Here is a 15233-nt window from a genome sequence, read left to right as displayed (position 1 = left end):
TACGCCGTGATGTGCGAAATCAGCGAGAGGTACACGCATGCACCGTCGAGACATCCTGCTGGGAATGGGCCTTGCGGCCATGGCGCAGGCCCCCATTCTCGGGATGTTGATCACCGAGGCTCGGGCGCAGGCCGACCTCGGCAAGCCCACCGCCTTCGACGCCGAGACGGTGCGCCGGCTGGCGCGCGAGCTGGCGGCCAAGCCCTTCGCCGCCCCCAATCGTGATCTGCCGAAGGAAATCGACAAGCTCAGCTATGACGACTACCGCAACATCCGCTTCAACAGTGATCGCGCGCTGTGGCGCGGCCAGGGCACGCCGTTCGAAGCGCAGCTCTTCCATCGCGGCTTCCTGTTCCGCGACCGGGTCGACCTCTCCGTCGTCGCCGACGGCAAGGCGCAGAAGCTGCCCTACAGCCCGGACATGTTCCGCTTCGATCACGGGCTGAAGCCGCCCGATCCCAAGATCGACCTCGGCTATTCCGGCTTCCGCCTGCACAGCCCGATCAACCGGCCGGACTATTTCGACGAGATCGCCGTCTTCCAGGGCGCCAGCTATTTCCGCGCCGTCGGCAAGGGGCAGACCTATGGCACCTCGGCGCGCGGCCTGTCGGTCAAGACCGGCGACGCGGGCGGCGAGGAATTTCCCGCCTTTCGGGAATTCTGGCTCGAACAGCCGCGGCCGGGCACCGATTCCATCGTGGTTCACGCATTGCTGGACAGCCCGAGCGGCGCGGCCGCGCACCGCTTCACCATCCGTCCGGGCGACACCACCCTGATGACGGTTGAGATGACCGTCTACCCGCGAGAGGACATCGACCAGGTCGGCATCGGCTCGCTGACCAGCATGTTCATGTTCGGCCCCAATGACCGCAACGACATCGACGATTTCCGGCCGATGGTGTGCGACGCCAACGGGCTGTCCATCGCCACCGGCAATGGCGAGCAGCTGTGGCGCCCGCTCAGCAACCCGCAGCGGCTGCAGATCTCGTCCTTCGCCGTGTCCGATCTGCGCGGCTTCGGCCTGATGCAGCGCCAGCGTTCGTTCTTCGATTATCAGGATCTCGAGGCACGCTACGAGCGCCGGCCGAGCGTGTGGATCGAGCCGATCGGCGACTGGGGCAACGGCTCGGTGGTGCTGGTGGAAATCCCGACCCCGGAGGAGGTGCATGACAACATCGTCGCCTTCTGGCGCCCGCGCGAGCCGCTGCGCAAGGGACGTGAATACGCCTCCACCTACCGGATGCACTGGGGATGGGACGGGCCGAAGCTCTCCGAGCTCGGCCGCTTCGGCGCCACCCGCGTCGGCGGAACGTCGGAACGCCGGCTTTTCGTGCTCGATCTCGTCGGCGACAAGCTGAAGGACCTGCCGCCGGAGGGGGTTTCCGCGCGTGTGACCACCGACAAGGGCGAGATCAGCGACATCGTGGTGCAGAAAAACCCCGAGATCGAGGGCTGGCGCCTCTCCTTCGCCCTCGCGCCGGGCGGCAATGAGTCGGCCGAACTGCGGGCGGAATTCCTGCGCGGCGACGAACGCCTCGCCGAGAGCTGGGTCTATCGATGGACGGCGTGACCCCGCTCCGGCCGGAGCTGGAGGACGCCGCGCGTCCCGCCCCAGTCCCAGCCCCAACCTCCGCCCCCGCCTTGCCGCCGGACGCGCCGCTGGCCATGCCGGTGCAATCGCTGCGCACGGTGCCCAAGGCCGAGAAGCTGCCGCGCCGGGCCTCGCTGTTCGTCCGCCGGCTGCTGGTCATCGGCGGCGCGGTGGTGCTGACGGCGTTCGCCGCGCATGAAATGTATCTGGTGCTGGAGGTCGGCGGGCTGACGCTGCTGGAAAGCCTCGTCCTTGGCCTGTTCGTGGTGCTGTTCGCCTGGATCGGGTTTTCGTTCACCAACGCGCTCAGCGGCGCGCTGACCATGCTGGCCCGCCCCGAGGACGGCCTCGGCATCGATGCCGAGGCGCCGCTGCCGACGCTGTCGGCGCGCACCGCCATCCTGATGCCGACCTACAATGAGGACCCGTCCCGCATCTTCGCCGGCCTGCAGGCGACCTATGAATCGCTGCAGGCAACCGGGGCGCAGGACGCCTTCGATTTCTTCATCCTCAGCGACACCACCGATGCCGATGTCTGGATCGCCGAGGAAGCCGCGTTCCTCGCCCTGCGCCGACGCACCGGCGGCGATCGGCGCATCTTCTACCGCCGCCGGCCGCGCAATACCGATCGCAAGGCCGGCAATGTCGCCGATTGGGTGACCCGCTTCGGCGCCGCCTATGATCACATGCTGGTGCTCGACGCCGACAGCGTGATGACGGGCGACTGCATCGTCCGCCTCGCCGGCGCGCTGGAGGCCAGCCCCCGTACCGGCCTCATCCAGACTCTGCCGGTCATCGTCGGCGGCCGCACGCTGTTCGCCCGGCTGCAGCAATTCGCCGGACGGCTCTACGGGCCGCTGATCGCCTATGGCCTCGCCGGCTGGCACGGGCCGGACAGCAATTACTGGGGCCACAACGCCATCATCCGCACCCGCGCCTTCGCCGAATGCGCCGGCCTGCCGCATCTTTCCGGCCGCAAGCCGTTCGGCGGCCACATCCTCAGCCATGATTTCGTCGAGGCGGCGCTGATCCGCCGCGGCGGCTGGGGCGTCAACATGGTGCCGTGGCTGGAAGGCTCCTACGAGGAGGGCCCGCCCTCGCTCACCGATCTCGCGGTGCGCGACCGCCGCTGGTGCCAGGGCAACCTGCAGCACGCCGCCGTGCTGCCGACGCGCGGCCTCAACCCGCTCAGCCGGCTGCACATGCTGGTGGGCATCGGCTCCTATGCCACCGCGCCGCTGTGGCTGATCATGCTGCTCGCCGGCCTGTTCACCGCCTTGCAGGCCCGCTTCGTGCCGCCGGACTATTTCCCCTCCGAGTTCTCGCTGTTCCCCAATTGGCCGGCGCAGGATCCGATCCGCGCCGCCTGGGTGTTCGTCGGCACCATGGCGGTGCTGCTGCTGCCGAAGCTGATCGCCTATGCGCTGATGCTGTTCCGCGCCCCGCTGCGCCGCGGCTTCGGCGGCGGCATCCGCGCCTTTTTCGGCCTGCTGGTCGAAACGCTGATCGCCGGCCTGCTCGCCCCTGTCACCATGCTGGCGCAATCGGCGGCGGTGGCCAGCATCCTCGCCGGCCGCGACGGCGGCTGGCAGCCGCAGCGCCGCGACGACGGCAGCGTCGGCGCCCGCCAGACGCTCCTCCACTTCCTGCCGCATACGCTGTTCGGCCTCGTCCTCGCAGCCGCCGCCATCGCCATCTCGCTGCCGCTGTTCTTCTGGATGAGCCCGGTAGTGCTCGGCCTCGTGCTCGCGGTGCCGCTGGTGCTGTGGACCGGCGCGAGACGGCCGCTGCTCGCCGGGGTGCTGAAGACGCCGGAGGAGATCACGCCGCCGCCGGTGCTCACCCGCGCCAAGGCGCTGGCGCGCGAGCTCGGCACCGCCGGGCCGCCGGGCGAGGCGACGTCCCGTCTCGCCGGCGATCCCGTCCTGCTCGCCGCCCACCGCGCCATGCTGCCCGACTTCGGCGAACGCCCGCCCGGCGATTACAGCCCCGAGCGCCTCGTCGCCCGCGCCAAGCTGCACGATGCGCCCGATCTCGCCACCGCGCTCGGCCATCTCAGCCCGCGCGAGAAGGCCGCGGCGCTCGGCGATACCCAGGCGCTCGAGCGCCTGCTCGCCCTCGCCGCCCGCCCGGCTGCCATTGGCCAGCCGGCGGCATAAAAATCCGGGTGCCGCGAAGGAACAGGCAAGGGGGCACCGCCGTTGTCCAGCGTCCTTTCCCAGCGACGGTGATCCCCTTGACGCGCAAGATTCTTCCCGGCTCGGCCTTCCCCCTTGGTGTGACGGTCGACGGCAGGGGGACCAATTTCGCGCTGTTTTCCGACAACGCCACCGGCGTCACCCTGTGCCTTTTCGACCGCTATGGCGAGACCGAGCTGGAGCGCATCGACCTCCACGAATGCACCAACGGCGTCTGGCACTGTTACCTGCCCGGCGTCGGCCGCGGCCAGGTCTATGGCTGGCGGGTGCATGGCCCGTGGGCGCCGGAGGCCGGCCATCGCTTCAACCCCAACAAGCTGCTGCTCGATCCCTATGCCCGCATGCTGGTCGGCAACATCGAGTGGGACGACGCGCTTTACGGCTACACCATCGGCGCCGGCGACGACGCCGACCTGATCATGGATGAGCGCGACAGCGCCGCCTTCATGCCGAAGGCGCGGGTGGTCGCCGGCACGCCGCTCGCCGACACCCAGCACCCGCGCATCTCCTGGCCGAAGACGGTGATCTATGAGGGCCATGTGCGCGGCCTCACCATGCGCCATCCGCTGGTGCCGGAGGCGATCCGCGGCACCTTCACCGCGCTCGGCCAGCCGGAATTCGTCGATTACCTGCAAAAGCTCGGCGTCACCGCGCTGGAGCTGCTGCCCGTCCACGCCTTCGCCCAGGACCGCCACCTCGTTGATCGCGGCCTCTCCAATTACTGGGGCTACAACACGCTGGCCTTTTTCGCCCCCGAGCCGCGCTATCTCGGCGAGGACGGGCTCGATGCCATCGGTGAGGCGGTCGACCACCTGCATCAGGCCGGCATCGAGATCATTCTCGACGTGGTCTACAACCACACCTGCGAGGGCAACCATCTCGGCCCGACGCTGTCCTTCAAGGGCATCGACAACGCCTCCTACTACCGGCTGCTGCCCGGCAATGGCCGCTATTATGACGACATGACCGGCTGCGGCAACGCGGTGAACACCGATCACCCGCGCGTGCTGCAGATGGTGCTCGATTCCCTGCGCATGTGGGTCTCGGTCTATGGCATTGACGGTTTCCGCTTCGATCTCGCCACCACGCTCGGGCGCCGTCCCACCGGCTTCGATCCCGGCCACGCCTTCTTCCACGCCATCCTCCAGGATCCCACGCTCGGCGGGCTCAAGCTGATCGCCGAGCCGTGGGATGTCGGGCCGGGCGGCTACCAGCTCGGCGCCTTCCCGCCCGGCTTCTCGGAGTGGAACGGCGACTACCGCGACAAGGTGCGCGAGTTCTGGTGCGGCTCGGAGGGCGTGCTGCCCAGCTTCGCCACCCGCTTCGCCGCCTCGCAGGACATCTTCTCGGAGGGCAAGCGACGGCCGTGGTCGAGCGTGAACTTCATCACCGCCCATGACGGCTTCACCCTGCACGACCTCGTCACCTACAACGACAAGCACAACGAGGCCAATGGCGAGGACAACCGCGACGGCCACGACGACAATAAGAGCTGGAACTGCGGCGCCGAGGGCGAGACCGAGGATGAGGGCATCAACGCGCTGCGCCGCCGGCAGAAGCGCAATCTGATGGCCACGCTGTTCCTGTCCCAGGGCGTGCCGATGCTGCTCGCCGGCGACGAGCGCTCCAATTCGCAGTCCGGCAACAACAACGCCTATTGCCAGGACAACGACATCAGCTGGATCGACTGGTCGGACGAGGATCCGGAGCTGCCGAACTTCGTCTCCCGCCTCGCCGAACTGCGCAAGCGGCATTCCTCGCTGTCGCGGCCGGAGTTCCTCACCGGCTCGCGCAACGAGATGGGCCAGCCGGATGTCGCCTGGTTCAACACCTCGGGCGAGCGCATGAGCGAGGAGAACTGGGCCGATCCGCACTCGAAATGCCTCACCGTGCGCCTTGCCCCGGCTCTGGCCGAGGAAGCATCGCTGCTGATCATGCTCAACGCCTCCCATGTCGATGTCGATTTCATCGCTCCGGCGGTGCAGTCGGGCAGCTGGGAGGCGATCCTCGCCACCGGCGATGATCTCGAAGGCGCCAAGCTGGGCGGCGGCGCCACCTTCACCATGCCCGCGCGTACCCTGCTGGTGTGGGAATGGCGGGCATGACGCATCCGGCACGCCGCTTCGGCCCGCTGCGCGACGGGCATGACGTCACCTTCCGCCTCTATGCTCCCGATGCCCGCCGCGTCGATCTGCTCGTGGACGGCATGATCCCCCTGCCGATGACGCGGCGGGGCGACGGGTTCTTCGATGTCGAGCTGGCGGGGGTGGAGCCCGGCCACCGCTACCGCTTCCTCGCCGATGGCGTCCTCGTGCCGGATCCCGCCTCCCGCATGCAGGAGCGCGATCCGGATGGCTGGAGCGTTCTGGTGGCCGATCCGCCGCCGCGCATCGGCAACGCCATCCGCCCGTGGCACGAGGCGGTGATCGCCGAGGTGCATGTCGGCACCGCCACGCCGGAGGGCACGTTCCGGGCGCTGCTCGACCGTCTCGATCACTATCGCGACGCCGGCTTCACCGTCATCGAGCTGATGCCGGTCGCCGATTTCCCCGGCGCGCGCAACTGGGGCTATGACGGCGTGCTGCTCTATGCCCCCGACCGCAGCTATGGCACGCCCGACGAGTTGCGCGCGCTGGTCGACGCCGCCCATGCGCGCGGCCTCGGCATCATGCTGGACGTCGTCTACAACCATTTCGGCCCGAGCGGGAACTACCTGCCGGCCTATGCCTCATCCTTCTTCCGCGCCGATATCGCGACGCCGTGGGGGCCGGCGATCGATCTCGAGAGCGAGACGGTGCGCGACTTCTTCACCGAGAACGCCGCCTGTTGGCTGGCCGATTTCGGCTTTGACGGGCTGCGCTTCGATGCCGTGCACGCGCTGGCCACCGCCGGCGCCGAGATATTCCTCACCGAGATCGCCCATGCCTGCCGCGCCGTGCGGCCGGATGCGTGGCTGGTGCTGGAGAACCACGACAACATCGCCGGCTGGATGACGCGCGACGACAGTCTGTTCACCGCCCAGTGGAACGACGACTGGCACCATGCCTTCCATGTGCTGGCGACCGGCGAGCGCGGCGGCTACTACGCCCCCTATGCCGGCGATCCGGTCGCCGCCGCCGCCCGCGCACTGACGGAGGGCTTCGTCTTCCAGGGCGAACCCTATCCCGATGCCGAAGGCCAGCCGCGCGGCACGCCCTGTGCGACGCTGGCGCCCGACGCCTTCGTCAGCTTCGTGCAGAACCACGACCATATCGGCAACCGCCCGCTCGGCGACCGTCTCGCCGGCACCCTGGCGCCGGAACGGCTGGCCCTGCTGCGCCTCGTTCTGATGCTCTCGCCGGAGATCCCGTTGCTGTTCCAGGGCGAGGAAGCGCTGCTGCCGACGCCCTTCCCGTTCTTCTGCGATTTCGAGGGCGATCTCGCCGAGGCGGTGCGCACCGGCCGGCGCTCGGAGTTCGCCGACTTCTTCCGCGATCATGATGACGGGCAGTTTCCCGATCCGCTGGATGAAGACACGTTCCGTGCGGCGGTGCTGGCCCCCGAGGACTTCGCCACCGGTCACGCCCGGCGGGAATTGGCGGCGTTCCGCGCCCTCGCCGATCTGCGCCGGCAGCATGTCTGGCCGCTGGCCGCCAGCGGCTGGCGCGACGCACAGGCCTCCCGCACCGGCGACGCCATCGCGGTCCGCTGGCGCTTTGCGGCCGGCACGCTGGTGATGGTGCTCAATCCCGGTCCGTCTCCGGCGTCGCTCGCCCGGCCGGCCGGCACCGAGACCCTGGCGTCGCTCGCGGTCACCGGCACGGTCGAGCCGGCGGAAACCGCGGCATTGACCCTCGGCCCGTTCTCCGCCGCCGTCTGGCGGCTGCCCGCGGCATGAGGCCCCCATCATGAACCCGTCCGCCGCCGCACCGCCCGAGCTTCTCGCCACCTATCGGCTGCAATTCCATCGCGGTTTCACCTTCGCCGATGCCGAGGCGCTGGTGCCTTATTTCGCCCGGCTCGGCATCAGCCATCTCTATGCCTCCCCCATCACCATGGCGGTGCCCGGCTCGACCCATGGCTATGATGTCGCCGATCCGACCCGCATCAATCCCGAGCTCGGCGGGGAAGACGGGTTCGAGCGCCTCGCCGCCGCCCTCGCCACGCAGGGCATGGGCGTACTGCTCGACATCGTGCCGAACCACATGGCCGCCTCCAGCCACAACCCGTTCTGGATGGGCATGCTGGAATTCGGACCGTCCTCGCCCGACGCCCGGCTGTTCGATGTGAACTGGACATCGGGCCCGCTGCTGCTCCCGGTTCTTGGCGAGCCGCTGCAGGCCACCCTCGCTGCCGGCGCCCTGTCGCTGCGCGCGGATTATGATACCGGGCGCATCGTCGTCGCCTATGCCGACCGCGTCTTCCCGCTGAGGCCGGAAAGCGTCGCCGGGCTTCTGGATGCCGCTGCCGGCATGCGGCCGGGCTGGGCCGAGATGGCATCGGACTTTCGCGCGCTGTCGGCCGCATCATCCACCTCACTGCACCGGGCGCGCGAAGCCTTGCGGTCCCTCGACACCACTGAGCGCGCCGCCCTCGAGGCCGTACTCGCCGAGGCCGATCTTGCGGCGCTGCTTGAGGCCCAGCACTGGCGCCTTGCCTGGTGGCGCACCGCAGCACATGACCTCAACTATCGGAGATTCTTCAATATTACCGATCTTGCCGGCGTGCGCGTCGAGGATCCGGAGGTGTTCGAGCTCGTCCACCGCCTGCCGCTCGACCTGCTTCGCCGCGGCCTGATACACGGCCTGCGCATCGACCATATCGATGGCCTCCTTGACCCTGGCGCCTATTGCGAACGGCTGAGGCAAGCAGTCGGTGAAGGTATTCCAATCTTCCTGGAGAAGATCCTCGAACCCGGAGAGACCCTGCGCCCATGGTCCGTCGACGGCACGACAGGCTATGAAAGACTGAACGATATCAACGGCTTGTTTATTGACGCGCAAGGGTATGCAGCACTGGAAGACGATTTGCGCGCCCGGCATCTCCTCATCGGCACGCCGGCCAGTCGCCTCGCCGACGCCAAGCGTACCGTGCTGGAAACCAGCCTCGCCGCCGAGGTCGATGTGCTCGTCGGCTTGGCCCGTGAGGGCCTCGATGCCGACATCCATGCCGGAGACATCACCGAGGCCGCGATCCGGCAAGCGGTGCTGGCCCTGCTAACCCATTGTCCTGTCTATCGTTCCTACGCCACCTTCGATGCCCATGACGATGAGGACGAAGCCGTCTGGGACGCCATCCGCACCCGGATCGAAGCGGTCGAGGATCCGCTCACCGCCGCCGCCGGCCGCCTGCTGGTTGATCGGCTGAAGCAGCCCCAGAGGGAGAGCGACCGGCTGTTCCGCCTGCGTTTCCAGCAGCTTAGCGGGCCGACGCTGGCAAAGGGCTTCGAAGACACCGAACTCTATCGCACCCCGGTCCTGCTTGCCGTCAACGAAGTCGGCGGCAGCCTCGACCATCCTGCGAGGAACTTCGAGGAACTGCATGAAATATCGCGACAACGTGCCATCGACGAGGCCCGCGACCTCACCCCGCTCGCCACGCACGACACCAAGCGAGGACCTGGAACCCGCGCCCGCCTCGCGGCGCTGAGCTTCGCCCCAGAGCGTTGGCTCGACTTCCTCGAAGCTGCGAGGCCGGCATGCGAGCACCTGTCCGCCGGCAACGGCCACGACGCCGCTCCCGACGCTCTCGACCGTCATCTGATCCTCCAGACACTGCTCTCCGCCTGGCCGATAACAGCGGAACGGATGGCGACCTATCTCACCAAGGCCCTGCGCGAAGCCAAGCGCCACACCAGCTGGGAGCGGCCGAACGAAGCCTATGAACGTGCCGGCATCGATCTCGCCTCCCGCTTGATCGAAACCTCCGAGGCGGCGCCCTTCCGTGCCGATCTCGAGCGTCTGCTCGCCGCGCTGAACCCGGCCGCACGGATCGTCGGCCTGGCCCAGCTCGTGCTGCAGCACACCCTGCCGGGCACGCCGGATATTTATCAAGGCACTGAATTGCCAGATTTTTCTCTGGTCGACCCCGACAATCGGCGCCCGGTCGACTGGCCGTCCCGCTCGGCCTGTCTCGACGGCATCGGCACGCCCGATCCTGCCGATGCCGAGCATTTTGCCCTGTTGCGCCTGCTGCTCGCACAACGCCGCCGCAACCGGGCCTTCGCCCATGGCGACTATCGACCCCTCGAAACCGGCTCGTCGCCATGGCGCTGGTTCGGTTTCGAGCGGCGCCACCAGGGGCACGTCCTGCGTGTCATCGTCCCCACGCGCATACCCTGGCGCGATGCGCTGCCCGCGACCATCGCCCTCGAGACCGCGGAGATGTGGGACGGCGACTGGAACATCGCCGGGCCATGTTCCGTCGAGAAGGGTTCGCAACGCCTTGAGCTGCCGACGTCCTGGCCCTTTATCGTCGCCGAGAAGGCCTGATCCGCCTTACCCGCTCGGGTCCGCGCCATCGGCACGTGCTTGCCCCTTGGAGCGGCAAGCGCCCGATGTCGCGGCCTCAGGGAAGCGGATCCTCCCGCTGCCGGCCGCGGGAGGATCCCGCTGTCAAGCCCGGGCATAAACGGTGCGAAACTGCTCCTCGGTTATGAAGCCGTCCGCCATGTCCTCACGGATCAGCTCCAGATCGCGATCGGCCGGCGCGCCCCAGCCGCCACCGCCCGGCGACGAGATCTTCACGCGGTCGCCCGGCCGCACCGGCACATTGGCGAATTTGGAGGGAGAAACCTTGTTGAAAGCCTGGGTCGCGGTCAGCCACTCGTCGCTGCCCCGACGCTTGATGAACAACTCTGCCTTTGCGCCTTCGCCGCCCCCGTGGATGCCCCAGGGCGAGACCTTCTGGCGGTCGCTCATATAGCTGAAGGTCATGTCGGTATCGGTGCAGAGCAGCGTCTTGGTCAGCGCGAGACCGCCACGGAACTGCCCCGGCCCGCCGGAGCCGTCCACCAGCCGGAATTCCTCCATATGCCAGGGGAAACGGAACTCGAACACTTCGACCGGAATATGCGGGCAATTGCCGTTGATGCCGCCCACGGCGTCATTGCCATCGGCAAAGCTGCGCCCGCCCCAGCCGACCGGGGTCAGATCGTAGCAGCAGAAGAACTCGCCGGTCTCGGTATCCGTGCCGCCGAACAGGAAGTTTGAATGGCTCGCACCGTCGGTGGCGGCGGAGCGCTCCTTCACCGCCGGCGCCAGCGCGCCCATCACCGCATTGGCGATGCGGCAATGGCTCTCGGTATTGCCGCCGACCGAGGGACCGGGAAAGTTGACATTGAGCATGCTGCCAGGCTCGGCGAGGATCCTTATCGGCCGGAAGCAGCCGGAATTCTTGGGAATGGTGGAATCCGTCAGCTGCAGCAGCGCGTTGTACGCGGCGCCATGCGCCACGCCGAGGGTGGCGTTGATCGGCCCTTTCGCCTGCGGCGAGGAGCCGTGATAGTCGATGATGACATCGCTGCCGCTCACCGTGACCTCGACACGGATCGTGTAGGCCTTGTCCTCGATGCCGTCGTCTTCCATGACGTCCTCGAAGCGGTAGCGTCCGTCCGGGATCTTCTCGATCTCGGCACGCATGCGGCGCTCGGCATAGTCCATCAGCGCGTGCACGTGCTCGCCGAAGGCTTTGACGCCGTGCTTGGCGGCCAGTTCCTTCATGCGCCGCTCGCCGAGATCGATGGACGCGATCAGCGCGCGGAAGTCGCCATAATTGTAGCGAGGCGTGCGCACATTCGCGAGCAGCAGCCGCCAGACATCGTCGACGTCCTTGCCGGCGCGGATGATCTTGACCGGCGGCACCCGGAGCCCCTCGTGAAAGACCTCGGTCGCCTCGCCGGCGAACCCTGCGGGCGCCATGCCGCCGACCTCGCAGACATGGCCGATGGCCACGGCGAAGCCGATCAACTCGCCCTCGAGGAACACCGGCTTGAAGAAAGTGTGCTCCGGCGTGTGAAGCCCGCCGCGATAAGGGTCGTTGTGCAGGATGACATCGCCCGGCTCCAGCTCGTCGAGCGGAATCTCCTGCACGCAGGAGCGCAGCAGCAGCGGCATGCCGCCGATCATCGAGGGACAGAAGTCGCCGGTGGCGATCAGCTCGCCCGTCGGCAGGGCGAGACCGCAGGTGAAGTCCAGCGATTCCGAGAAGATGGTGGAATAGGAGGTGCGCATCAGCGTCACCCCCATGTCGCGGCAGATCGAAACGAGGATGCCGCCGACGATGTTCAGCGAAACCATGTCCATGTGCAGGGCCTCCTAGTTGGCCGAGATGAGGAGATTGCCGTAGCGGTCGACGCTGAGCGTCATGCCGGGATTGACCACGGTGACGGAGGCGTTCTCCTCCACCAGGGCCGGCCCCTCGACGAGATGCCCCTCCTTCAGGTCCGCCCGGTCATAGACCGGCGTGTCGCGCCAGCCGCCGGCGAACCAAACCGGGCGGCGCGAACGCACCGACGACGTACCGTCGGCCGACCCGACCTGGGGAAATTCCAGCGCCCCGGTGCGGGCCGTGCCGGTGACAAGGAAGTTGACGATCTCGACATGGTCGGCGAGCCGAAAACCGAAGCGCGCCTCATGCTGGGCGTGGAAGGTCTCGAGTATGGTGGCGACTTCCTCGTCGGAGAAGCTCTGCGCCTCGACCGGGATCTCCAGCTCGTAGTTCTGGCCGAGATAGCGCATCTCGACGCTGCAGGTGATGCCGGCATCCGCATGGCCCTGCGTCGCCAGCTCGGCGCGGCATTCCTCGATCAGCGAGGCCATCGCCGCCGCCGCCCGCGCGCGGTCAAAGCGTCGCGAGTTGAGCTGCACGGTGCGGTAGCGATCGACGCGCGCATCCGCCATGGTGAAGCCGAAGGCGGAGAACTGTCCGGGGAAGTTGGGCACCAGGCCGTTCGGAATCGAGGCCTCCTCCATCAGATCGCTGACATGCAGCGGCCCGGCGCCACCGAAGGTGACCAGGGTGAAATCGCGCGGGTCGAGCCCCTGTTCGGTCAGTACGGTGTGTAGCGCGCCCACCATGTTGTTGTTGGCGATGCGCACGATGGCGAAGGCCACCTCCTCGATGGACTGGCCCAGCGCTTCGGCGATCGGCTGCACCGCCTTGGCGGCCGCCTCGCGGTCGAGCGCCATCGATCCGCCGAGGAAATTGTCAGGGCTGATGCGGCCCAGCAGCACATTGGCATCGGTGACGGTCGGCAGCGTGCCGCCACGCCCGTAGCAGGCCGGGCCCGGATTGGCGCCGGCACTCTCCGGCCCGACCACCAGCATGCCGCCGGCATCGATCCGCGCGATGGAGCCGCCGCCGGCGCCGATGGTGCGGATGTCGATCATCGGGATCTGGATCGGACGGCCCCACTCGATCTCGAAATCGGTGGTGAACTTCTCCTTGCCGTCGACCACGGTGGAGACATCGGTAGAGGTGCCGCCCATGTCGAGCGTGACGAGATTGCGAAGGCCCAGCAGCTCGGAGGTGCGCTTGGCGGCGATCACCCCGCCGGTGGGACCGGACACCGCGATCTGGATCGGCCCCTCCACCGCCCCGGCGAGGCTCATCTCGCCGCCATTGGAACGCATCACCACCACCGGTGCGCGCATGCCGTTGGCGTCGAGCTCGGCACGCATCGAGCCGAGCTGGCGCGCCACCACCGGTTTGATGAAGGCGTCGCAGATGGTGGTGGAGGCGCGGAAATGCTCCTTCCACTTCGGCAGCACGTCGTAGGAAATCGACACCGGCACGCCCGGCAGGTGCTCGGCGAAAATCTCCTTCACCCGCCGCTCATGCACCGGCGTGAGGTAGGAATGCAGCAGCACCACCGCGACCGCCTCGATCTCGCCGGCTTCGCGCAGCTGGCCGGCGAGGTGCGCGACACCCTCCTCGTCCAGCGGCTCGGCCACGCTGCCGCTTGCGTCGATCCGCTCGCGGATCTCGTGCGCGTCGCGGCGCTTGAGGAAGGGTTTCGGCTTTACCCAGGCAAGGTCGTAGTGGTGCTTGCGGTTGCCGCGGCCGATGAAAGGGATATCGCGAAACCCCGCCGTGGTGACATAGGCGACGCGGGCTCCCTTGCCCTCTAGCAGCGCGTTGGTAGCGACCGTGGTACCCAGGCGCACCGCCTCGATGGCATCGAGATCGCCGAACGTCCGCAGCCCGGTCATGATGCCCTGGATCGGGTTTTCCGGCGTCGACAGGTTCTTCCAGGCCTTGAGGGTGCGGCCGACTTCGTCATAGGCGACGAAGTCGGTGAAGGTGCCGCCGATGTCGACGCCGAATCTGGTGCTCATCGTTTCTGCCCTTTGTCTCGAATATCGGAAGGATGGTGATCACGGCGACGGCGCGGCATCGCCTGCCAGCTCGGGGGATAGGGTGCGGCCGGCCAGGGCCTTTGCGGCCGGGGTGGCACGCGGCCAGACGAGCTCGCGCCCGTTGGAGAGGCCATTGGGACGGAAGATCAGGATCAGTGCCATCAGCACGCCGAGGCCGATCTCCTGGCTGCCCAGCGGCAGCCCGATATCGATGGCCCCGAGCGAGACGCCACGCTCGGCGACCCGCAGCAACTCGACGATGATGGTCACCGCGAACACCCCGGCCACCGCGCCCGACAGGCTCGACATGCCCCCCACCACCAGCATGGCGAGGGTGATGAAGGTGAGCCCGAGATAGAAGGGGTCGATGGTGAGGATGCCGAGGAACTGCGCATAGAGCCCGCCCCCGGCGCCGGCGATGGCAGCGCTGAGCACGAAGGCGACCAGCCGCATCCGCCTCACCTCCACCGCCGAGGCGCGCGCGGCCACTTCGTCGTCGCGCGAGGCGCGCAGCATCAGGCCAAGGCGGGAGACCTGGAACAGATAGGCGACGATCACGGCGCCGGCGGCGAAGCCGACCGCCACCCACGGCCCCACCACCGTCGGGATGCCGATGATTGAAGAGGAACCCGCGGTGACGGAATCCCAGTTGGCATAGACGCTGTTGACGATCATCAGCACCGCGAAGGTGGCGATGGAAGCGGCGGTACCGGAAAGCCGCATCAGCGCGATGCCAAGCAGCAGGGCGACCAGTGCCGGCAGCAGCGTCGCGCCGATGATGGCGAAGGCGAAGGGATACTGGTTTTCCTGCAGGAACACCGGCAGGCCGGACAGCATGATCTGCTTGAAGCCCGGCTCGGCCGAGGCCCAGGCGGCCGCATAGGCGCCGACGCCCATGAAGCCGATATGGCCGAAGGAGATGATGCCGGAATTGCCGATGAACACCCACAGCCCGACGACGACCACGAGGCGGATGAACATCTCGGTCAGCGTCACCTGCACCGTCTCGTTGCCGGTCAGCACGCCCAGCCCGGCGGCGACGGCCAGACCGGCGACCAGCAGTGCCGGCGTCTGGTGGCGGATCAGGAAATCGCGCATCGCAGCCGC

Annotated in this window: 8 protein-coding genes; 5 read left to right on the top strand and 3 right to left on the bottom strand. The window is 67.9% G+C overall.

The window, feature by feature from the left end; translation table 11 throughout:
- Positions 1 to 37: 37 nt before the first annotated feature.
- The 5 genes from J2X65_RS13390 to treY all read left to right on the top strand — a co-directional run bounded on the left by J2X65_RS13390 (position 38) and on the right by treY (position 10259).
- Positions 38 to 1570 carry a glucan biosynthesis protein G gene (locus J2X65_RS13390; RefSeq protein ID WP_310201749.1) on the top strand — a complete coding sequence of 511 codons (1533 nt, stop codon included), beginning with the start codon at positions 38 to 40 and terminating at the stop codon, positions 1568 to 1570.
- A complete protein-coding gene (gene mdoH, locus J2X65_RS13385) occupies positions 1558 to 3750 on the top strand; it encodes a glucans biosynthesis glucosyltransferase MdoH (protein WP_310201746.1) in 2193 nt (730 codons plus the stop codon). The genes J2X65_RS13390 and mdoH overlap by 13 nt, the downstream gene beginning before the upstream one ends.
- 68 nt (positions 3751 to 3818) lie before the next feature.
- Positions 3819 to 5894 (top strand): glycogen debranching protein GlgX, encoded by a 2076-nt coding sequence (gene glgX / locus J2X65_RS13380; protein WP_404977704.1) that lies wholly within the window; start codon positions 3819 to 3821, stop codon positions 5892 to 5894.
- A complete protein-coding gene (gene treZ / locus J2X65_RS13375) occupies positions 5891 to 7666 on the top strand; it encodes a malto-oligosyltrehalose trehalohydrolase (RefSeq protein WP_310201742.1) in 1776 nt (591 codons plus the stop codon). Before glgX ends, treZ begins: the two co-directional genes overlap by 4 nt.
- Positions 7667 to 7676: 10 nt before the next feature.
- On the top strand, positions 7677 to 10259 hold the full coding sequence (gene treY, locus J2X65_RS13370; RefSeq protein WP_310201740.1) for a malto-oligosyltrehalose synthase: 2583 nt from the start codon (positions 7677 to 7679) through the stop codon (positions 10257 to 10259).
- Between the two features lie 123 nt (positions 10260 to 10382).
- Here treY and J2X65_RS13365 read toward each other — a convergent pair whose 3' ends face one another.
- Genes J2X65_RS13365 through J2X65_RS13355 form a run of 3 tightly spaced genes read right to left on the bottom strand, consistent with a single transcriptional unit; the run spans position 10383 to position 15224 of the window.
- Positions 10383 to 12071: a hydantoinase B/oxoprolinase family protein gene (locus J2X65_RS13365; RefSeq protein ID WP_310201738.1), complete on the bottom strand. Its 1689-nt coding sequence runs from the start codon at positions 12069 to 12071 to the stop codon at positions 10383 to 10385.
- Between the two features lie 12 nt (positions 12072 to 12083).
- Positions 12084 to 14105: a hydantoinase/oxoprolinase family protein gene (locus tag J2X65_RS13360; RefSeq protein WP_310201736.1), complete on the bottom strand. Its 2022-nt coding sequence runs from the start codon at positions 14103 to 14105 to the stop codon at positions 12084 to 12086.
- A gap of 39 nt (positions 14106 to 14144) precedes the next feature.
- The gene (locus J2X65_RS13355) at positions 14145 to 15224 is read right to left on the bottom strand and encodes a branched-chain amino acid ABC transporter permease (RefSeq protein ID WP_310201734.1); all 1080 of its coding nucleotides are present in this window, start codon (positions 15222 to 15224) and stop codon (positions 14145 to 14147) included.
- Between the last annotated feature and the right edge of the window lie 9 nt (positions 15225 to 15233).

This window comes from Ancylobacter sp. 3268 (genome assembly GCF_031456575.1).
Lineage (GTDB): Bacteria > Pseudomonadota > Alphaproteobacteria > Rhizobiales > Xanthobacteraceae > Ancylobacter.
Note: the sequence above shows the minus strand (reverse complement) of the source record. Positions and strands in the feature narration are given on the sequence as shown.

What these genes read in the sequence shown, in the direction of transcription:
- treY (WP_310201740.1), top strand. Translation starts at nt 7,677, where the DNA reads ATGAACCCGTCCGCCGCCGCACCGCCCGAGCTTCTCGCCACCTATCGG.
- J2X65_RS13355 (WP_310201734.1), bottom strand. Translation starts at nt 15,224, where the DNA reads ATGCGCGATTTCCTGATCCGCCACCAGACGCCGGCACTGCTGGTCGCC.
- J2X65_RS13390 (WP_310201749.1), top strand. Translation starts at nt 38, where the DNA reads ATGCACCGTCGAGACATCCTGCTGGGAATGGGCCTTGCGGCCATGGCG.
- treZ (WP_310201742.1), top strand. Translation starts at nt 5,891, where the DNA reads ATGACGCATCCGGCACGCCGCTTCGGCCCGCTGCGCGACGGGCATGAC.
- mdoH (WP_310201746.1), top strand. Translation starts at nt 1,558, where the DNA reads ATGGACGGCGTGACCCCGCTCCGGCCGGAGCTGGAGGACGCCGCGCGT.
- J2X65_RS13365 (WP_310201738.1), bottom strand. Translation starts at nt 12,071, where the DNA reads ATGGACATGGTTTCGCTGAACATCGTCGGCGGCATCCTCGTTTCGATC.
- J2X65_RS13360 (WP_310201736.1), bottom strand. Translation starts at nt 14,105, where the DNA reads ATGAGCACCAGATTCGGCGTCGACATCGGCGGCACCTTCACCGACTTC.